Raw genomic sequence first — 19,015 nt, forward strand, 5'->3', positions numbered from 1 at the left:
CTGGCGTCGGCACGACCCACAGAAATCCAGTGATGGTGCGCAATGGCTGAAGCGGAAAAGAAGAAGAAGTCGGGAGGTGGCGGTCTCATGAAGACCTTGGCCATTGTCGTATTCGTTGCGGCCTTGAGCGCGGGTGGCGCCTGGTATTACTTCAAGCATGTGGCCGCGCCCGCCACTGCGGAAGAAGGCGGGGCCGAGGCGCCCAAGAAGAAGGCGGACCCGGTGTACTGGCAGTTCGAGCCCTCCTTCGTGGTGAACCTGCCCGACGGTGCCTACATGCGTTACGTCAAGCTGGATATCGCCGTGATGACGCACGACCCCGAATTGCCGGCAGCGCTTGAAAAGCATATTCCGGTGATGCGCAGCGACATCCTGATGCTGGTATCCAGCGCCCAGTACGAGTCATTGCTGACCCTGGAAGGCAAGGACGGCCTGCGACTCTCCATCATCGACGCGCTGAATGTGCGGCTGGTCGAGCTTGGTGTGGTTGCTGAGGCCGGCGAGGGCATCCAGGACCTCTACTTCACCAACTTCGTGATGCAATGAGCGGCAACGATCTTCTATCCCAGGACGAGATCGACGCGCTGCTCGGCGGCGTCGACTCGGGTGCGGTCGATACCGAGGAAGAGGATGTGCTTTCGGGCGAACCGCGGCCCTACGATCTGGCGGCGCAGGACCGCATCATCCGCGGCCGTCTGCCTACGCTGGAAATGATCAACGAGCGCTTCGCCCGCTATTTCCGAATCGGCTTGTTCAACATGCTGCGGCGCTCGCCCGAGATCTCCATTCGCGGCGTCGAGATGCTCAAGTTCTCGGACTATGTGCATTCGCTGTTCGTGCCGACCAGCCTCAACCTGGCCAAGGTGAAGCCGCTGCGCGGCACCGCACTGTTCGTGTTCGAGCCCAAGATTGTGGTCACGGCCGTCGACACCTTCTTCGGTGGTGCCGGCAAGTACCCGGTCAAGATCGAAGGGCGCGAGTTCACACCGGTTGAGTCGCGCGTCATCCAGCTCATGCTGCACCAGGCCTTCCATGACATGAGCGAGGCCTGGGGGCCGGTGATGCGGCTGGAGTTCGAGCACAGCGGATCGGAGGTCAATCCGCACTTCGCCACCATCGTGTCGCCCAGCGAACTGGTGGTGGTCTCGAAATTCCACGTCGAGCTGGAGGGGGGCAGTGGCGATATCCACGTCACCTTGCCCTACGCCATGGTGGAGCCGATCAAGGATCTGCTCGACGCCGGACTGCAGTCCGACCGCGACGATCGCGACGATCGCTGGGCCGCGGCGCTCAAGAGCCGCATGCAGGATGCCTACGTCGAATTGTCGACGGTGCTCGGTACCCCGGAAATCTCGTTGCGTCGCCTGATGCAGCTCAAGCCGGGCGACGTCATTCCGCTGGAATGGCCCGAGCAGGTCGATCTGTCGGTGGAGGATCTGCCCGTATTCCGTGGTCATCTGGGCCACTCGAACGGCAACTATGCCGTGCAAATCAACGAATTCGTCACGCGGGAGCAGCCGGCGAGCAAGCCCGGCCGCCCCGCCACCGCACCTGCCGGGAGCTGATCCATGAACGATACCGCCTACGGTGACACCGAGGCCGAAACGGCCGCCGAAACCACGCAGCAGAAAGTGCCCCAGCCGTCCAAGGGCAAGGACACCGCCTTTGGCGACACGCCCTCGGCCGAGCCTGCCCAGTTCGATGCGCTGCATGATCACTCAAAGAAGGCGAATGCCGACGGTTCGGACGTCAATCTGGATGTGATCCTGGACGTTGGCGTCACGCTGTCGATGGAAGTGGGAAGGGTCAAGATTCCGATCCGAAACCTGCTGCAGCTCTCGCAGGGTTCGGTAGTTGAGCTGGATCGGCTGGCCGGCGAACCACTGGATGTCTTCGTCAACGGCACCTTGATCGCGCATGGCGAGGTGGTCATGGTCAACGAGAAGTTCGGCATCCGCCTGACCGATGTGGTCAGCCCGGCCGAACGCATCCGCAAGCTGCGCTAGCGCCATGGATGCGGGTCAGATTGCTGACGGTTCCGCGGCAACCGCGCTTCGAACCTTCCTGTCGCTGCTGGTGGTGGTGGCACTCATCCTGGGTACGGCCTGGGGGGTGCGCCGGCTGCGTGGCGGCTCGGTGGTCGGCGGCGGCTGGTTCCGGGTGCGCGCTACCCATGCGCTGAGTCCACGCGAGCGGGTGGTTCTGGTCGACGCCGCCGGCGCCCATCTTCTGCTCTCGGTCGGGCCGCAGGGCGTGCGCGTGCTGCATACCTTTGAGGAACGCCCCGATCTGCCGGAGGCAGCGCCCAGCGTGCCCTTCGCAGAGCGTATGGCACGTCTGCGCCAGGGGCCGGCGCAATGAAAGGGTTGGCGCTGATCCGCCTGCTGGGATTGTTCGGGCTGCTGCTGGTGCTGCCAGCAGAAGCGCAGCAGACCGGCTTGCCGGCATTGACGGTCAGCGAGGGCGAAGACGGCCAGACCTGGAGCCTGAGCTTCCAGGTGCTGGTGGCGATGACCCTGATCACCATGCTGCCGGCACTGCTGCTGTCGATGACCGGCTTCGTACGCATCATCGTGGTACTCGGTCTGCTGCGTCAGGCATTGGGCACGGGCCAGACGCCGTCCAATCCCATTTTGCTGGGCCTCGGACTGCTGCTGACGGCCTTCATCATGCAGCCGACCGCGCAGCAGGTCTGGGAGCAGGCCGCCGAGCCCTATACCGCTGAGGAGATGGACTTTGGCGAGGCCATTACCGCCGCACAGCAGCCGATCCGCGCCTTCATGCTGAAGCAGACCCGGCAGAAGGATCTGGCGGCCTTTGCGGCCTTGGCCGGCGACGGGCCCTATGAGGGGCCTGACGCGGTGCCCTTCCACGTGCTGGCCGCGGCTTTCGTGACCAGCGAGCTGAAGACCGCCTTTCAGATCGGATTTCTGCTGTTCATTCCCTTTGTGATCATCGACCTCGTCGTGGCCAGCGTGCTGATGTCGCTGGGCATGATGATGCTGTCGCCGATGCTGATAAGCCTGCCCTTCAAGCTGATGCTGTTCGTATTGGTGGATGGCTGGACCCTGGTCATCGGTGCCCTTGCCGGGAGCTTCGCATGAGTCCCGAATCCGTCCTCTCCATCGGCGCCGGTGCGCTCGAGGTCGTGGTGCTCCTGGCAGCTCCGATGCTGGTGGTGGCGCTGCTGGTAGGCCTGGTCATCGGTGTATTCCAGGCAGCCACGCAGATCAACGAAATGACGCTGAGCTTCATTCCCAAGCTCGTGGCCGTGGCGGGCTCCATCCTGGTGGCTGGCCCCTGGATGCTGAGCCTGCTGGTCGACTACACCGAGCGCCTGTTCTCCAGCATTCCCGGCCTGATCGGATAGGCTTGCGATGAACGGCGGCGTGCTGGCACTGGAGACGCTCGGGCAGGTCTATCACATGGTGCTCTGGCCGCTGCTGCGCACCACCAGCTTTGTCGCCATTGCGCCCATTCTTGGCGGGCGCGGGGTGCCGAATCGCATCCGGCTGACAGTGGCCATGGGCCTGACGATTCTGCTCGTGGCGGTGCTGCCGGAGCCACCGCCACTCGAGGTCTTCACGGCGCATTGGTGGTTGACCGCTTTGCAGCAGGTGGTCATCGGTCTGGCCATTGGCTTCATCTTCCTGTTCGCTTTCGAGGCGGTCGCTTTGGGTGCGGAAGCCATCAGCGCCGCTTCCGGTCTGTCCTTCGCGCAGATCACCGATCCGCTGCGCGGTACCAGCTCCGGCGTGCTGGCCAGCTTCATGACGGTCATCGTCATGCTGATCTTTCTCGCTATGGATGGCCACCTGCGTCTCATCGATGCCCTGGCCACCAGTTTTCGCCTCTTCCCGGTCGGATCGGAGTTGCCGAGCGGCGCGCAACTGATGGTCTGGCTGACGTTCTCGGCCATCATCTTCACCGGTGCGGCACAAGTCGCCCTGCCGGTATTGACCGCACTGCTTGCGGCCAATCTGGCACTCGGCCTGGTGTCGCGTGCGGCTCCCGCACTGAATCTTTTTGCGATCGGCTTTCCCGCCACCCTGTTGCTGGTGCTGCTCGCCATGTGGGCCTGGCTGCCCGCCATTACCGAACCGCTGGGCGCCTTGTTCAACGAGACCATCGCGGTCGCCAAGCAAGGGGCCTAGGCCGGGGCTGTGTCGCCCTTCGAGCCGATCCTGAGCGGGCGGGGCTGACGCACCCTTTATTGCGGCCGTCGCGTCCGGGGGGTGGCCAGACGCGATTTTTGGCCGCATCCTGTGTGCCATAGCCGGTCGCAGCGCGACAGGCGACGCACGCCTTCCTGGTCCGGTGCTCGTGCGGTCGGGGAAGGGGAGTGGGTTGCCGTCGATGGCCGACATTCGACGTGCAGGAGGATTCGATGAAGCCGCTTTCCCTGATCGACAGCGCCTTTCTGATGCTGGAGCAACGCCAGCAGCCACTCCATGTGGGTGCGCTGTGTCTGTTTGCTCCACCCGAAGGCGCGCCGGAAGACTTCGCCTACCAGCTGGCCGAACGCCTGCGCAGCTCCGGCCAGGCGGTGCCCCCCTTCAACCGCCGGTTGGTGACCCGCGCGGGCGTCAATTTCTGGGAGGAAGCCGAGGATTTCGACATCGCGCAGCACTTCGTGCATCTGGCCCTGCCCAAGCCGGGCCGCATGCGAGAGTTGCTGGCGATGATCTCGCGCGTGCACGCCGCCCATCTCGATCGGGCCTATCCCTTGTGGCGGATGTACCTGATCGAGGGACTGGAAGACGGGCGCATCGCGCTGTATTCCAAGATTCACCACGCCCTGGTCGATGGTGTCGCCGGCATTCGCCTGCTGATGAAGACCATGGATGCGGATCCCGAGCGCTCACTTGCCATTCCGGCACCCTGGGAGGCCTACACCAAGCGCGGCGGCAAGCGCTCCTTGCCGGTGCCGTCGCCGGCGCTGCGCAGTGTGGATGCCCTGCGCTCCCTGGCACGGGAGGGCGTGGCCAATGTGGCGCCTATCTTCAAGCGTCTGGCCGAGACACGACGCGACTACCGTGACGGTAATCCGGACTGCGTCGGTGGCTTGCAGGCGCCGGTCAGCATGTTCAACCAGCGCATCACCGGGTCAAGACGCTTCGCGGCGCAGTCCTACTCCACGGCCCGCATCAAGGCCATTGCCCGCGCCTTCGATGCCACCACCAATGACGTCGTGCTGGCCATGTGCGGCTCGGCGTTGCGCAAGTACCTGCTGGAAAACGATGCGCTGCCAGCCGACCCACTGGTGGCGGCGGTGCCGGTGTCCACGCGCAAGGATGATGGCACTTCCGGCAACGAGGTGGCCTTCGCGCTGACGCATCTCGGCACCCATCTGGCCGAGCCAGCCAAGCGCCTTCGCGCCATCAAGGGCTGCATGGATTACAACAAGCGGGCCCTGCGTTCGCTGAGCGCGGCGCAGTTGCTGACCTATGAAGGCATGCTCTTTGCCCCCGGTGCAGTCAGCCTGTTCACGGGCCTGCAGCGGCAGCGCACCATCGTCAACGTGGTGATCTCGCACGTACCGGGGCCCCGCGAGGATCTGTATTGGCAGGGCTGCCGGCTGGAAGGGCTGTATCCGGTCTCCGTCGTCATCCACCGGATCGCGCTCAACATCACCTTGATCAGTCGCAACGACAGCATCGACTTCGGACTCATCGGCTGCCGCAAGACAGTGCCGCATCTGCAGCGGCTGCTCGAATACCTGGAGGAATCCATCGAGGAACTGGAGGCGACCCTGCCGCGCGCGAAGGCCGCGCCAGCGCCCGCGTCGCGCGCATCCGAGGCGACGGAGGACAGTCTCGCCGAATAGCGGGAAAACGGACCGCAGTCTTCAGGCTGCCTAGGTGGACCACTCCACGCCCAGCAGCAGGCTGTTTCGCTCATAGTCGAAGCTGTCGAAGCTGCTGCTGTTGCGCTGATATTCGTATTCGAGCAACACGCTCCAATCCGAGGCCAGCCTCCAGCGTGCGCCCAATCGTGCCAGCAGTCGATCCTCGACGCGTCGCTTTTCCGTCGTGCCGCCGTCGGCATTGGTGAAGCGGTCGGCGTCCTGGTAGCGGCTGTGCCGATAGGAGGCGCGCGTCTCCAGTGAAAAGGGACCGTGGAGCGGATGGCCGAGATCGAGCCGGAGGCGATGTTGTATCGGTGAGCGACTGAAGAAGGCAGCGCCCTCGTCGATATCCTCGCGGTCGTTCCACTCCAGGCGATAGCCCAGCCGCCACCATCCCGCCGCAAGAGTGCCGATGGTGCGCAGGCGGGCGCGGTGGCGCCAGCCGGTCAGAAAGTCGAAATCATCGCCGGCTTCCACGCGCGTTATTCGCAGCCGCGCGTCGAGGTACTGCCGCTGCGCGATGCGGCGATCCCAATCGAGGCGGGCGGAGTACTCTTCCTGCAAGCCTTCACTGTCCACGCGCACCGTGGCGGCTTCGGCGCGATATTCAAGAGTTCCGCCTGCCAGGTCGCGCTGACGGCCGATGGCGCCACTCAATACGCTGGTATTGGCGCTGTCGCTATCGTTGTAGCGACGCGCATAGAGGCTCGCCTCGAACAGACCCGCGCCGCGTTGATGGCCGGCGAAGCCGAAGGCCTCGAAATAGGTGTCGCGGCTGCCGTTGCCGAGGGTGCTTTCGTTGAGCAGGAGCGGGTTGTCGTCTGATCCGCCGCCGGCAAAGAGGTAGAGATCGGTCTTCCTGACACCACGGGTCCGACCCAGTCCAGCCTCGGCCAGTGCCTGCAGCGAACTGCCGGCATCGCTTCGCTCCAGGGCGTCGGCGTACCGCCGTGCCGCGGCCGCATCGCGATCCCTCCGCTCTTCGATCAAGCCCAAGTGGTAGTACGCCATGCCGGAGAAATCCGGCGTCGACGTCAGCGCCTCAAAAAGGCGTTTTGCAGGCGCGTAGTCGCGGAGCTTGTAGTGCGTCAGTGCCAGGTTGAAGGTCAGGCGGGGCGAGTCCATGCCCGCATCGCGCGCGTTCAGGAAGGCAGCACGTGCCTTCCGATAATCGCCCTGCCGGTAGTGCGTCACGCCCTGTTCAAAATGGTAGGCGCCCGTCTGCGCACCGGCGACAGGGGTATGAAGGCCCATCGTGGCGACGACGATGACGATGCCCAGGATGCAGGCTGCGGCGCGGGAAGGGCGCATGTCACTCCTTTTGATTCGACCCAGGCTTCCAGGGTGCGTGAGCTTGCGGCCAGCATAAAGGTGTACACGCAAAAAGGAGCGGCGGATGCCGCTCCTTGTGCGTTCATCGTGGCTCACCGAAGGGTGAGCGATGTCTCGGCCATTAACGATCCGCTGGGCGCCCCGCCTGCTCGGGCCTGTCTGCATCCCCGGGGCGGCTGGTGCTGTCCGGGCGACCGGTATCGTCGGGACGCTGGGTTTCCGCGGGACGCTCGGCTTGATCCGGACGGCCGGCTTCGTCAGGGCGATCCGTGTCGTCGGGACGCGCGGCCTCGTCGGGACGGCCGGAGCTATCCGGGCGACCAGTCTCATCGGGCCGACGCGCCTGTGCCGCTTCCGCCTGGTCTCGGCCAAAGGCTGCGCCATTCTCGCGCGCCTGCTGGGCGCGATTCAGGCCTTCGCGAGACGCTTCGACGGCGCGATCACTGGCCTGCTCGGGCAGTCCGAACTCGGCGTCCGCCGTCGCTTCCGCTTCAGCGTCTACGTCCGCGTCTGCATCGTTGCCCGTGCCTTCCGCCTCAGATGTCGCCTCTTCTTCAGCGGCCTCGGCCAGTGCCTCTCCGTTGTTGTCGTTGCCGGTGGTAGACGCCTCTTCCGCGCCATCGACGGTCACATCGGTCTCGGCGTCCATTTCAATCTGCGCATCGCCACCTGCGACGTCGCCTTCGGCTTGGTCCATGACATCGGCTTCGAGACCGTCGAGCGGGTCATCGCCCTGCTGGGCATGTGCGGTGGAGAACGCAATCGCAGCAATGGCGCTCACCACGAGGGGGTGCATCTTGGGCATGGAGTGCCTCCTTGAATGGGTGTGTCAAGCAAGACACCAGGGCGATCAGCGCTGTCTTGCTCACCCCCTTACACGCAGGAGAACGGGGCCCGGTTCCCTGTCGCAGCGTCGGTCAGCCCGGGCGACAAAAAAAAACCTCGGACCGAGGATCGGACCGAGGCTCAAGTGCCGGTCTGGGGGCTTCGTCAGCCGGCAGGACCGCGAGAATCGGAAGAAGCAGGGCGACGCGTTAGCGCGGCCGCTCCGTGTTGGGGGTATCGACGACGCTGGAGCGCGCATTGCGATCGGTGGAATCGATGCTGGTGTGGTCAGGCCGCTCGGCGGGGGTCGCTGCGTCGCGCGGGCGTTGTTCGGAATCGGGGCGGTCCGTAGCGGGCGGCTCGGTGCGCGCGTCCGACGGACGATCGTCATTGGGCTGCTGCGGCCGTTCAGCCGGACCCGCGTCATCCGGTCGGTTGCCTGTGCCATCGCCGGGTTGCGCGGGTCGTCCACTGTCATCCGGCGGTCCGGCATCGTCGGGTCGATTGCCCTGTTCGCCTGGATTGTCCGGTTGACCGATGTCGTCGGGCGGACCCGCGCCTTCCCGTGCCTGCTCGGCCGTTTGCTGTCCAAGATCGGACACGCGGTCCCGGGCCTCGTTGGCGGTATCCAGGCCGGGCGGCGGGTCCTGTTTCGCCGGCGCCTGGCGGCGGTCCGCCGCTTCGGGAAGTTCGATGCGACGGCTGGCCGCTTCCGGACGTTCGTCGATCCCGATGACGTCCATTTCCAGGCCGTCGAGAGGATCGGCATGCGCGGGTAGGGAGACAAGACCGCATGCCGCGCTGGTGGCGAGCGCATAGATCAGCTTATGCATAGGGCGCGTCCTGCATGGCGTTTTGGGCCGGCTCGCGACGCTGCGGACTGGCCGGTGATGGGGATTGTGCGCCTTGACCGTCGCGGGCGCGAAGGTCCACCTCGAAGCGGCGTTCACCGCTGCCGTAGCGGACGGTTGCCACGACGCGGCCTTCGCTGCCCGTCAGGCGCACCGGCAACTCCAACATATTCGTACCCTCGGACAGGTCCGTGGTCCATCGCAGTTCCCGTTGATTGGGGTAACCGGCGAGCTGGACGGCGTCCGATACCTGCAGGTGGATCTCGGCGTTGCGCAATGCCGAGGGGCTGCGGAAGGCCAGGCGCACATACTGGTCGCGATGCGGTTCGAGCAGCACGGCCTCCACGCCCTTGAGCGGCGTCGAAGGTAGCTGACCAGGGGACCACAGCACACCGATGGCAATGCCGGCGAGCAGGCAGGCGGCAGCGGCCAGGGCCGAACGATACCGACCCCGCGAGGGTGCGGCTGCTGGCGTCGAGGACAACACGGCGAGCAGCCGGTTATTGCGCTCCGGGTCGTGCTCCACCGCATCGCGCATGGCGCGCAGACCCTGGCGCAGCCTGCGTTCCAGCATCAGCTGGTACGCGCAATGCGTGCATTGCTGTGCGTGCGTCTCCATCGCGCTGGGTTCGGCAAGGGCGCCGTCAAGCCAGGGGTCGAGGTGGGTGAGAAAGTCTTGGCAGTTCATGGCATCAATCTCCACCCCTTACACGCGCCTGAACGGAGGTTGGTTCCATCAGGATACGGCGAAGGTTGGCGCGCGCGCGATGCAGCCGCGATTTGAGGGTTCCAAGTGCGACGTCACCGTCTCGTGCCAGTTCCTCCAGGGAATAGCCTTCGATGTCATGCCAGGCAACGACGGCGCGATGCTCGGGATTGAGTTGCCCGAGCGCGGCCTGCAGACGGTCCCGTTCGAAGGAGCGATCGGTGAGCGCCTCCGGGCAACTCGCCGTGTCGGTAGGCCAGCCACATAGCAGGTCGTCGTCGGTGTCGGCCATATCCAATGGCGTGCGTGTGTGCTTGCGCACCTGATCCACGTAAAGGTTGTGCAGCGCCCGCGCAAGCCACGGTCCCGCCTTTTCCAGCGTGTCGAGGCGTACCTCGCGCTGATACAGCTTGAGCAGCAAGGTCTGCACCAGATCTTCGGCCAACGCCGGATCCCGTGTGAGTTGTTGGCTGTAGCGATAGAGTCGATCGAGGTGGGGACGCACCGCGGCCTCGAAGCGCTGCTGTCGATGGGCGAACAGAGAGGAAACGCGACGCCGGGTCATAGCCTTCCTACACGACAGGATGCCGCTTTTGGTTCCATGCAACAGCGCGATGATGCGCAAGGCGCGGCATCGTAGCGCGAAGCGGCAGGCGGCAGCGTGTAGGCTGCGTGCAATAACAGACGTTGCACACAACAGAGGAGACCAAGCGATATGCGGATCACACAGACCTTGCGGCGGGCCGTACAGACGCGGGCCCGGGCCCCTGCCACCCTGTGTGGCGACCGGGAACAGACCTGGGAAACGCTGGAGGCGCGTGTCGCGTGCCTGGCCGCCGGCTTGCGCGCCCTGGGCGTTGCAGAGGGTGACCGCGTGGGCATCCTGGCATTGAACAGTGACCGCTACCTGGAGGTGATCTACGCCGTCGCCTGGGCGGGGGCGGTGGCAAATCCGGTCAACATCCGCATGGCGCCGGCGGAGATCGCCTACACGCTTGAGGACTCCGATGCGCGGGTGCTCTTTGTCGACGCGACCTTCGCGCCCATGCTGCCCGCGCTGCGCGCGGCGGCGCCCTCCTTGTCGCATGTGGTCTACACCGACGATGCCGACCGGCCCGAGGGCTGTCATGCCTACGAGGAAATCATTGCGGGCCACGCGCGCATCGACGATGCGGAGGTGGGCGGCGATGCGCTCGCCGGCCTGTTCTACACCGGGGGCACCACCGGCAAGCCCAAGGGGGTGATGCTGTCGCACGACAACATCATGTTCAACACGCTCAACGGATTGCCGGCGCTCGACTACGACCCGTCGGCGGTCTATCTGCATGCCGCACCCATGTTCCATCTCGCGGATATGTCGAATACCCACTGCGTCACGGTGGTGGGCGGGACACACGCCATAATCCCGCGCTTTGATGTCGACGCGCTGCTCACCATGATCGCGCGTGCCGGTGTGACCCACACCACGCTGGTGCCCACGATGATCAACCTGCTGCTGCAGTCCGGACGCGTCTCGGAGTACGACCTGTCGAGCCTGCGACGCTTGCTCTACGGTGCCTCGCCCATGCCGGAGGCCCTGCTGCTGCAGGCGATGGAAGCGCTTCCCAATGCCCGTTTCACCCAGGGCTACGGGCAGACGGAGGCGGCGCCTATCATCAGCTTCCTGCCGCCGGAATGGCATTACGCCGGCAGCCCCAAGTTGACCAGCGCCGGGCGCCCCGCCTACGGGGTGGAGGCGGCCATCAGGGACGACAAGGGCACCGAGCTTCCCCGGGGCAGTGTCGGTGAGATTTGCGCGCGGGGAAACAACGTGATGCAGGGGTATTGGAAGCGGCCCGAACAGACCGCCGACACCCTGCGCGACGGATGGCTGCACACCGGCGACCTCGGTTACATGGATGACGATGGCTTCATTTTTGTGGTGGACCGTGTCAAGGACATGATCATCACCGGTGGCGAGAATGTCTTCAGCGTGGAAGTCGAGGGTGCCCTGTATCAGCATCCGGCTGTGCAGGAGGCCGCCGTCATCGGTCTGCCCTGCGCACAGTGGGGCGAGCGCGTGCACGCGGTGGTGGTGCTCAAATCCGGATCGCAGGCCTCGGCCGAGGACATCCAGCAGCACTGCCGCACCCTGATCGCGGGTTACAAGGTGCCGCACAGCGTCGAATTCCGGACGGAATCCTTGCCGGTGAGCGGGGCGGGCAAGGTACTGAAGACGGAACTGCGCAAGGCCCACGCCACAGCTGCAGCAGGCTAGCGCTTTGCAATAGGCATCGGCGCGCTCGTCGGCGGGTGCGAGCCGGCTGTCCGGCGCCGGCTCAAGGCCGGCCGTGCTGGCGAAGGGGTTGCAGGGGGGAGTGGTCGCTCATTCCCATAGCCCGCCCCGATGGCCGAGAACGAAAGCGGTCAAGAAAAAACCGAACCAGCAACCCCGCGCCGCATCGAGCAGGCGCGCGAGGACGGCCAGCTGGCGCGTTCGCGCGAGCTGCCGGGCGCGTTGATCGCCATGGCCGGCGTGGGTGCTGCCTGGCTGTTCGGTGGCGAGATCGTCGCGCATTATTCGGGCTGGTTCGCCCACGCCATTCACCAGGCCGGCGCGCGTCATGATGACGTCCAGGCCGGCCTGGATGCCATGGGACTGCACGGCACCCTGATTCTGTTGCCCTGGCTCTTCATCGTGCTGGTGGCCGGTGTCGGCGGCACCCTGGTTCTGGGCGGCTGGAATCTCAGCGCCAAGGCACTGGTACCCAAGGGCGAGCGGCTGGATCCGGTCAAGGGCATGGGGCGTCTGTTTGGCGTCAGCGCCTGGGTCGAGGTGTCCAAGACGCTGCTCAAGTTTCTGCTGGTTGCAGGGCTGAGTTTCGCCGTGATCTGGTGGCTGCGCGACGACATCTCGCGCCTGCCGCGTATGGATGCCGGCGCCGGCTTCGGTCGCGCCGGCGAGATTCTGATGGCGGTGTTCGCCGCCGGCGCGCTGGCACTGTTGATCATCAGTGCCATCGACGCGCCGTGGCAGCTCTACAACCACGCCAAGCAACTGCGCATGACGCGCGAAGAGGTCAAGCGCGAGGCCAAGGACACTGACGGCAAGCCCGAAATCAAGCAGCGTCAGCGCGAACTGCAGATGCAGGCCGCCAATGGGCGCATGATGGAACGCGTTCCGGAGGCCGATGTGGTCATCGTGAACCCGGTGCACGTGGCCGTGGCCCTGCGCTATGACGCCGCGCGCATGGATGCGCCCCAGGTGGTGGCCAAGGGCTTGGGCGAGGTGGCGGCCAATATCCGCCGCATTGCCGAGGAGCACGCCGTGCCAGTGCTGGAAGCGCCGCCGCTGGCGCGTGCGCTGTATCGCGTCACCGAGGTCGAGCAGAGCATCCCGCCCGGTCTGTTCACTGCCGTGGCCGAGGTGCTGACCTGGGTCTACCGCCTGAAGGCAGGCAATATTCACGGTCTGGATCGGCCGCAGCCCAGCGTCGATGACAGCCTCGGGAGGCCGATCGAATGAGCGCGGCCCAGTCCAGCATGAACGGGGGCGTCCTCGGTCGGTTGCGGGGGCTACCCTTCGCCGCCGCGGCGGCGCCGCTGCTGCTGCTTACGATGCTGGCCATGGTGGTGCTGCCACTGCCGCCCTTCCTGCTCGATCTGCTGTTCACCTTCAACATCGCGGTCTCGCTGATGGTGGTGCTGGCGGTGGTCTACGTCATGCGGCCACTGGATTTCAGTGTCTTCCCGACCATTCTGCTGCTGGCCACGCTGCTGCGCCTGGCGCTGAATGTGGCCTCTACCCGGGTGGTACTGCTCAACGGGCATCAGGGGAGCGATGCCGCGGGCAAGGTCATCGAGGCCTTCGGAGCCTTCGTGGTGGGCGGCAACTTTGGTGTCGGTATTGCCGTCTTCCTGATTCTGACCATCGTCAACTTCGTGGTCATTACCAAGGGTGCGGGCCGCGTTTCGGAAGTGTCTGCGCGTTTCATGCTGGATGCCTTGCCGGGCCGGCAGATGGCCATCGACGCAGATCTGAATGCGGGCAGCATCACGCGCGAGGAAGCCAAGCATCGGCGCGACGAGCTGCGCGAGGAAACCGATTTCTACGGCGCCATGGACGGTGCCAGCAAGTTCGTGCGCGGCGATGCCGTGGCCGGCCTGCTCATTCTCGCCGTCAATCTGATCGGTGGCCTGGCCATCGGCATGGGGACCCACGGGCTCAGTGCGGGTGACGCCGCCGCCAAGTACACCCTGCTCACCATCGGCGACGGCCTGGTGGCTCAGATTCCGGCGCTGCTGCTGGCCACCGCGGTCGCCATTCTCGTCACCCGTCTGTCGCGCTCGCAGGCCATGGGCCAGTCAGTGCGCGGCCAGCTGCTCGGGGACCCCCGGGCCCTCATCGTCACCGGCAGCCTGCTGCTGGCCTTGGGGTTCATTCCGGGCATGCCGAATGTGGTTTTCCTGATGCTGGGCAGCGCCTGCCTGGCGGGTGCCTGGTGGATTGCCCGGCGCGCGCGCCAGGCGGCCGCCGAGGCCGAGGCCGAACCATCAGTGGAGGCCGAGAAGCCCACCGAACTGAGCTGGGACGATCTGGCTCCGGCCGATCCGCTGGCCCTGGAAATCGGCTATCGGCTGGTACCGATGGTTGACGCCACCGCCGGCGGCGAATTGATGGGCCGCATCCGCGGCGTGCGCCGCCGCCTGTCCGACGAACTGGGCTTTCTGGTGCCGCCCGTGCACGTGCGCGACAACCTGACCATGGAACCCACCCAGTACCGCATCCTCATCGGTGGGGCGGTGGTGGGTCATGGCGAAATCCTGCCGGACCGCTGGCTGGCGCTGGACCCGGGTAATGTCATTGCCAGCGTGCAGGGTCAGGCGACCCGCGACCCCACCTTCGGCATGCCGGCGCTGTGGATCGAGACCTCGACGCGCGCTCAGGCGCAGGCCAACGGCTACACCGTGGTCGACCCAGCTACCGTCATCGCCACCCACATCTCCCATGTCGTGCAGCAGAACGCGCACGAGGTGCTCGGCGCTGACGAGACCCAGAGTCTGCTTGACGTACTGGCGCGCTCGGCACCCAAGCTGGCAGAGGATCTGGTACCGAAGACCTTGCCGCTGGCGACGGTCACGCGCGTGCTGCAGGGCCTGCTCGCCGAGCGCGTTTCGCTGAAGAATCTGCGCGCCATCTTCGGCGCGATGTCCGAGCGTGCCGCAGCCGGTACCACCGACCCCAGCGGCTTACTGGCGGCGGTGCGCGGCGCCATCGGCCGTCAGATTGTGCAGGGCATTTCGGGTGGCACCGACGAGTTGCCGGTGCTGAATCTCGCGCCGTCACTGGAACGCCTATTGCAGGACGGAGCCAACAGCAATGCCCTGGAGCCTGGCTTGGCCGAACGACTGCAGAACGCGATCACGCAGCACGCGCAGCGGCAGGAAGCCCGCAACGAGCCCACCGTGCTGCTGGTGCCTCCCAATGTGCGCGCCACCCTGGCGCGCTTCGTCCGGGCGGCGGCACCCAGTGCGCATGTGCTGGCCTTCGATGAGATTCCCGATACCACCCGGCTGCGGTTGGCCGGCACTGTTGAATAAGGCGGAGGAGTACTAGTCCGTGAAAATCAAACGCTATTTCGCCCCCACCATGCGCGAGGCCATGCGCCGGGTCCGGGAGGAGCAGGGTGCCGACGCAGTGATTCTCGGTAGCGAATCCCGCGACGGCGGCATCGAGGTGGTGGCCGCGGTGGACTACGACGAAGCCCTGCTTCAGCAGGCCGTTCGTCGTGAGCCAAGCCGCCGTTTGTCAGAGGCGCCGCTGACGCCCATTGCCGATGATGACGCGCCATCGACGCCGCCGTCGGAAAGCCGGCCGCGAGAGCCCGCTGCCACTACAAGTGGCGAACGCGGGTCAACCCGCCGCGGCCAGCTGGTCTGGGCGCAGGACCCGCAACTCAAGCGCTTGCAGGAAGAGATGCAGGGGGTGCGCCGCATGCTCAGCGAAACCCTGAGCCAGCAGACCGAAGCCGCGTTGCGCGCGCACCCGCAGCGGGCGCGCGCCATGCGCTCGCTGGAAGCCCTGGGCATCGATCACGAACTGGCGCGCGAGTTGGCAGCCCATGTGCCCGATGGCGACCCCAGCAAGCACCGCAATCTGCCGCTGTCCTTGCTCGCCAAGCGCCTCAAGACCGTCAACCCCTTGCAGTTGGCGCGCGCCACGCGACTCGCACTGGTCGGACCGACCGGAGCCGGCAAGACCACCACGCTCGCCAAGCTGGCCGCCAAAGCGGTCGCGGACGTGGGTGCGCGCAATGTGGCGCTGATCACCATGGACGGTCACCGCGCCGGTGCCGAGGCACAGATTGGCGTCTATGCCCGCTTGCTGGGCGTGCCGCTGCGGGTGGTGCGCGACGCCAAGGAACTGCGCGCCGCGTTGCTGGCCTGCGCGGATTGCAGCCACGTCTTCGTCGATACCGCTGGGCTGGGTCCCAATGACCAGCGATTGGCGCGTCTGCTGCCGGAACTGGCGCGGCTGGGCAACGACCCCGACATTGCGCTGTGCAGCCTGCTGGTGCTGCCGGCGAATGTCCAGCGCGATGACCTTATTTCTGCGAGTGCGCGTTTTGCACCGGCTCGGCCAATGGCCGTGGTCCTGACCAAGGTCGACGAAAGTACGCGCCTCGGTCCAGCCATCTCGGCGCTCATCGGCTGTGGCCTGCCGTTGGCCTGGCTCGCCGATGGCCAGGGCGTTCCGCGCGATATACACAGGGCTCGGGCCGGCGACGTCGTGATGCGGGCCGTCTGGCACGCGCGTGACGCCCGGCAGCGTGAATCCACTCTCGAGCGCAGCCAGGAGAGCGCCCATGCATGACCATGTTCCAGGACAGGCGGCAGGCTTGGTGAATGAAGCATCCAGGCCGGTGCGTGTCATCGCCGTGGCCAGCGGGAAGGGCGGCGTGGGCAAGACCAATGTCTCCGTCAATCTTGCGCTCGCCCTGCAGCTCGCCGAGCAACAGGTGATGCTGCTCGATGCCGATCTCGGCATGGGCAATGTCGACGTGCTGCTCGGCCTGCAGCCGCAATTCAATCTCATGCACGTGGTCAACGGCCGCTGCACGCTGGACGAGGCCATTCTCGACGGTCCGCTCGGACTGTCGATCGTGCCGGCCGCTTCCGGCAAGCAGCGCATGGCCGATCTGGCGCACGCTGAACACGTTGGTCTGGTCAACGCCTTCTCCTCGCTGACCCGGCCACTGGATACTCTCATCATCGATACGGCTGCCGGCATCTCCGACAGTGTCGTGACCTTCTCGCGCGCCGCGCAGGAAGTACTGGTGGTCGCCACCAATGAACCGGCGTCGCTCACCGACGCCTATGCACTGATCAAGGTGCTGTCACGCGACTACCACGTACCGCGCGTCTTTCTGGTGGCGAACATGGTCAAGAGTGCGCCCGAGGGCTTCGATGTCTATGAGAGCCTGAAGCGGGTCGCGGCGCGCTTCCTCGAGGTCAAGGTCGACTACCTCGGCTATGTGCCGCAGGACGACTACCTGCGTCGCGCGGTGCAGCGCCAGCGCGGCGTGGTCGAGGCCTATCCCGGCGCGCCGGCGTCGGCGGCCTTCCGCGATCTCGCCGCCAAGGTCATGCGGTGGCCCTTGCCCGAAGGTGCGCGCGGCGATACCGAGTTCTTCGTCGAACGGCTGGTGGGGAGCGGGGTGGCGGCGTGACGGCCCTTGCGGCGTACCAGAACACAGCGGCGGGGGATCTCAACGCCCTGGTCGTCGAGCATCAGGAGCTGGTGCGGCGGATCGCCTGGCATCTGCTGGCGCGACTGCCCGACAGCGTCGAGGTCGACGACCTCATCCAGGCCGGTCAGATCGGCCTGATCGAGGCCGCGCGGCACTTCCGGCCCGAGATGGGTGCACGCTTCACGACCTTTGCCAGCACGCGCATCCGCGGCGCCATGCTCGATGAGCTGCGCCGGGGCGACTGGATGCCGCGCTCGGTACACCGCAATGCCCGTTCCATTGCCGCCGCCGTGCGCGCGGTGGAATCCCGCACAGGCCGCGCGGCCAGCGAAAGCGAGGTGGCTGCAGAGCTGGGCATGTCGCTGAGCGATTACCAGGCCATTGCGGCCGATGCCGCGCGTGGGCCGCTGATGTCGCTGGACGCCATCGTCGACAGCGATCACCACCCGGATGATATTGCCGATATCGATGGGGGCGACAGCCTTGATGCGGTGTCGAGCAGCGGATTCCGCCGCGCCCTTGCCGAAGCGATCGATGGCTTGCCCGAGCGTGAGCGCCAGGTGATGGGGCTGTACTACGACGAATCCCTGAACCTGCGCGAGATCGGATCCGTGCTGGGCGTTACCGAGTCCCGTGTCTGTCAGATCCACGCGCAGGCGGTCGCCCGTCTGCGTGGGCGTCTGGCCTCCTGGCTGTGAGTCACTACCTAAGAGAGCCTGCTATGAATACCAATCTCAAAATACTGGTCGTCGACGACTTCTCGACGATGCGACGGATCATCCGGAACCTGCTGCAGGACCTGGGATTCAGTCAGATATCGGAAGCCGACGATGGCAGCACGGCGCTGACTGCGCTGCAATCCGAACACTTCGATTTCGTCATCACCGACTGGAACATGCCGGGTACGACCGGCATCGACCTGCTCAAGGCGATCCGCGCGGACGAGAAGCTGAAGCGTCTGCCGGTGCTGATGGTCACCGCCGAGGGCAAGAAGGATCAGATCGTCGAAGCCGCCCAGGCCGGCGTCAACGGCTATGTGATCAAGCCGTTCACCGCGCAGACCCTGCGCGAAAAGCTCGAAAAGATCTTCGAGCGCCTGGAACAGGCGGCCTGATCATGGATGGCTCGACGCGCGAGCGCAGCCTGGCCGAACACGCCAACGCCCTGGTGCATGCGCTCCAGGCCGAGGACGATGGTGCCGCTGCCGAAGCCCTGTCCGCCTTGGCGGCATTGGACGCCGCCCAGCTGCGCGCACGCGTGGCGCGTCTGGCGCAAGTGCTGCACGAACGCACGGCCGCCCTGCCGTCGCAGGTGGCCGGGGCGCTCGAGCCAGGCAGTGCGTCGCTGAGCAACACCGAGGCGGTGCAGTCGCTGGACCACGTGGTGGAACTGACCGAGCAGGCCGCGCACCGGACCCTCGACCTGGTCGAGCAGGGACGCGTGCTGGTCGATTGTCTGGACAGCACGCCGGACCACGCCACCGCCTGCGTGGAGCTGCGCGGCATCTTCAACGAACTGACGCTGACGCAGAGCTACCAGGACCTGAGCGGGCAGATTCTCAAGCGGGTGCGCGATCTGCTCACCGGTCTTGAGCACAGCCTGAATGCATTGGCGGGCACCGACGAGGGGCTCACCGCCACCGGCCCGGGGGTTCCGGGTGTCGACAAGCGGCGTTCGTCCCAGGACGAAGCCGACGACTTGCTCGCCGAACTCGGCCTGTAGG

21 protein-coding genes are annotated in these 19,015 nt (G+C 65.8%); 16 read left to right on the forward strand and 5 right to left on the reverse strand.

The genetic code is table 11. From position 1 onward, the window contains the following. The first annotated feature begins 42 nt into the window (after positions 1–42). The 8 genes from ACOOFO_RS07705 (at position 43) to ACOOFO_RS07740 (ending at position 5,827) form a co-directional block, all read left to right on the forward strand. Positions 43–546 (forward strand): flagellar basal body-associated FliL family protein, encoded by a 504-nt coding sequence (locus ACOOFO_RS07705; RefSeq protein ID WP_420429585.1) that lies wholly within the window; start codon positions 43–45, stop codon positions 544–546. Further along, positions 543–1,565, forward strand: a complete 1,023-nt coding sequence (fliM, locus tag ACOOFO_RS07710; protein ID WP_420429587.1) for a flagellar motor switch protein FliM — start codon at positions 543–545, stop codon at positions 1,563–1,565. Before ACOOFO_RS07705 ends, fliM begins: the two co-directional genes overlap by 4 nt. A 3-nt stretch (positions 1,566–1,568) precedes the next feature. After that, a complete protein-coding gene (gene fliN, locus ACOOFO_RS07715) occupies positions 1,569–2,006 on the forward strand; it encodes a flagellar motor switch protein FliN (protein ID WP_420429589.1) in 438 nt (145 codons plus the stop codon). Between the two features lie 4 nt (positions 2,007–2,010). After that, the gene (gene fliO, locus ACOOFO_RS07720) at positions 2,011–2,361 is read left to right on the forward strand and encodes a flagellar biosynthetic protein FliO (protein WP_420429591.1); all 351 of its coding nucleotides are present in this window, start codon (positions 2,011–2,013) and stop codon (positions 2,359–2,361) included. Then, positions 2,358–3,104 (forward strand): flagellar type III secretion system pore protein FliP, encoded by a 747-nt coding sequence (gene fliP / locus ACOOFO_RS07725; RefSeq protein ID WP_420429593.1) that lies wholly within the window; start codon positions 2,358–2,360, stop codon positions 3,102–3,104. Before fliO ends, fliP begins: the two co-directional genes overlap by 4 nt. Continuing rightward, positions 3,101–3,370 (forward strand): flagellar biosynthesis protein FliQ, encoded by a 270-nt coding sequence (fliQ, locus tag ACOOFO_RS07730; protein WP_420429595.1) that lies wholly within the window; start codon positions 3,101–3,103, stop codon positions 3,368–3,370. The genes fliP and fliQ overlap by 4 nt, the downstream gene beginning before the upstream one ends. Positions 3,371–3,377: 7 nt before the next feature. After that, positions 3,378–4,154, forward strand: a complete 777-nt coding sequence (fliR, locus tag ACOOFO_RS07735) for a flagellar biosynthetic protein FliR (protein WP_420429597.1) — start codon at positions 3,378–3,380, stop codon at positions 4,152–4,154. Positions 4,155–4,387: 233 nt separating this feature from the next. After that, on the forward strand, positions 4,388–5,827 hold the full coding sequence (locus ACOOFO_RS07740) for a WS/DGAT/MGAT family O-acyltransferase (RefSeq protein WP_420429599.1): 1,440 nt from the start codon (positions 4,388–4,390) through the stop codon (positions 5,825–5,827). Between the two features lie 30 nt (positions 5,828–5,857). On the opposite strand, the gene ACOOFO_RS07745 is transcribed toward ACOOFO_RS07740, so the two are convergent. The 5 genes from ACOOFO_RS07745 to ACOOFO_RS07765 all read right to left on the reverse strand — a co-directional run bounded on the left by ACOOFO_RS07745 (position 5,858) and on the right by ACOOFO_RS07765 (position 10,127). Next, positions 5,858–7,159, reverse strand: a complete 1,302-nt coding sequence (locus ACOOFO_RS07745) for a tetratricopeptide repeat protein (RefSeq protein WP_420429601.1) — start codon at positions 7,157–7,159, stop codon at positions 5,858–5,860. 142 nt (positions 7,160–7,301) lie between these two features. Further along, positions 7,302–7,985, reverse strand: a complete 684-nt coding sequence (locus ACOOFO_RS07750) for a hypothetical protein (RefSeq protein ID WP_420429603.1) — start codon at positions 7,983–7,985, stop codon at positions 7,302–7,304. A 229-nt stretch (positions 7,986–8,214) separates the two neighbouring features. After that, on the reverse strand, positions 8,215–8,838 hold the full coding sequence (locus ACOOFO_RS07755) for a hypothetical protein (RefSeq protein ID WP_420429605.1): 624 nt from the start codon (positions 8,836–8,838) through the stop codon (positions 8,215–8,217). Beyond that, positions 8,831–9,544, reverse strand: a complete 714-nt coding sequence (locus tag ACOOFO_RS07760; protein ID WP_420426227.1) for an anti-sigma factor family protein — start codon at positions 9,542–9,544, stop codon at positions 8,831–8,833. Before ACOOFO_RS07760 ends, ACOOFO_RS07755 begins: the two co-directional genes overlap by 8 nt. A 4-nt stretch (positions 9,545–9,548) precedes the next feature. Next, positions 9,549–10,127 carry an RNA polymerase sigma factor gene (locus ACOOFO_RS07765; RefSeq protein ID WP_420426228.1) on the reverse strand — a complete coding sequence of 193 codons (579 nt, stop codon included), beginning with the start codon at positions 10,125–10,127 and terminating at the stop codon, positions 9,549–9,551. 150 nt (positions 10,128–10,277) lie between these two features. Here ACOOFO_RS07765 and ACOOFO_RS07770 point away from each other — a divergent pair, with 150 nt between their 5' ends. The 8 genes from ACOOFO_RS07770 to ACOOFO_RS07805 all read left to right on the forward strand — a co-directional run bounded on the left by ACOOFO_RS07770 (position 10,278) and on the right by ACOOFO_RS07805 (position 19,014). Beyond that, positions 10,278–11,819 (forward strand): long-chain-fatty-acid--CoA ligase, encoded by a 1,542-nt coding sequence (locus tag ACOOFO_RS07770; protein ID WP_420426229.1) that lies wholly within the window; start codon positions 10,278–10,280, stop codon positions 11,817–11,819. Positions 11,820–11,948: 129 nt separating this feature from the next. Then, positions 11,949–13,067, forward strand: coding sequence for a flagellar biosynthesis protein FlhB (flhB, locus tag ACOOFO_RS07775; RefSeq protein ID WP_420426230.1), 1,119 nt, complete (start codon positions 11,949–11,951; stop codon positions 13,065–13,067). Next, positions 13,064–15,142 (forward strand): flagellar biosynthesis protein FlhA, encoded by a 2,079-nt coding sequence (gene flhA / locus ACOOFO_RS07780; protein WP_420426231.1) that lies wholly within the window; start codon positions 13,064–13,066, stop codon positions 15,140–15,142. The genes flhB and flhA overlap by 4 nt, the downstream gene beginning before the upstream one ends. A gap of 19 nt (positions 15,143–15,161) precedes the next feature. Next, entirely contained in the window at positions 15,162–16,415 is a 1,254-nt protein-coding gene (flhF, locus tag ACOOFO_RS07785; protein WP_420426232.1) for a flagellar biosynthesis protein FlhF, read from the forward strand. Further along, a complete protein-coding gene (locus ACOOFO_RS07790; RefSeq protein ID WP_420426233.1) occupies positions 16,408–17,271 on the forward strand; it encodes a MinD/ParA family protein in 864 nt (287 codons plus the stop codon). The genes flhF and ACOOFO_RS07790 overlap by 8 nt, the downstream gene beginning before the upstream one ends. Next, entirely contained in the window at positions 17,268–17,990 is a 723-nt protein-coding gene (locus tag ACOOFO_RS07795) for an RNA polymerase sigma factor FliA (protein ID WP_420426234.1), read from the forward strand. Before ACOOFO_RS07790 ends, ACOOFO_RS07795 begins: the two co-directional genes overlap by 4 nt. 23 nt (positions 17,991–18,013) lie before the next feature. Further along, on the forward strand, positions 18,014–18,406 hold the full coding sequence (gene cheY / locus ACOOFO_RS07800; RefSeq protein ID WP_420426235.1) for a chemotaxis response regulator CheY: 393 nt from the start codon (positions 18,014–18,016) through the stop codon (positions 18,404–18,406). 2 nt (positions 18,407–18,408) lie between these two features. After that, positions 18,409–19,014, forward strand: a complete 606-nt coding sequence (locus ACOOFO_RS07805) for a protein phosphatase CheZ (RefSeq protein WP_420426236.1) — start codon at positions 18,409–18,411, stop codon at positions 19,012–19,014. The last annotated feature ends 1 nt before the right edge of the window (position 19,015 follow it).

It is taken from the genome of Algiphilus sp. (assembly GCF_965216485.1).
In the GTDB taxonomy this organism is placed as follows: Bacteria; Pseudomonadota; Gammaproteobacteria; order Nevskiales; family Nevskiaceae; genus Algiphilus.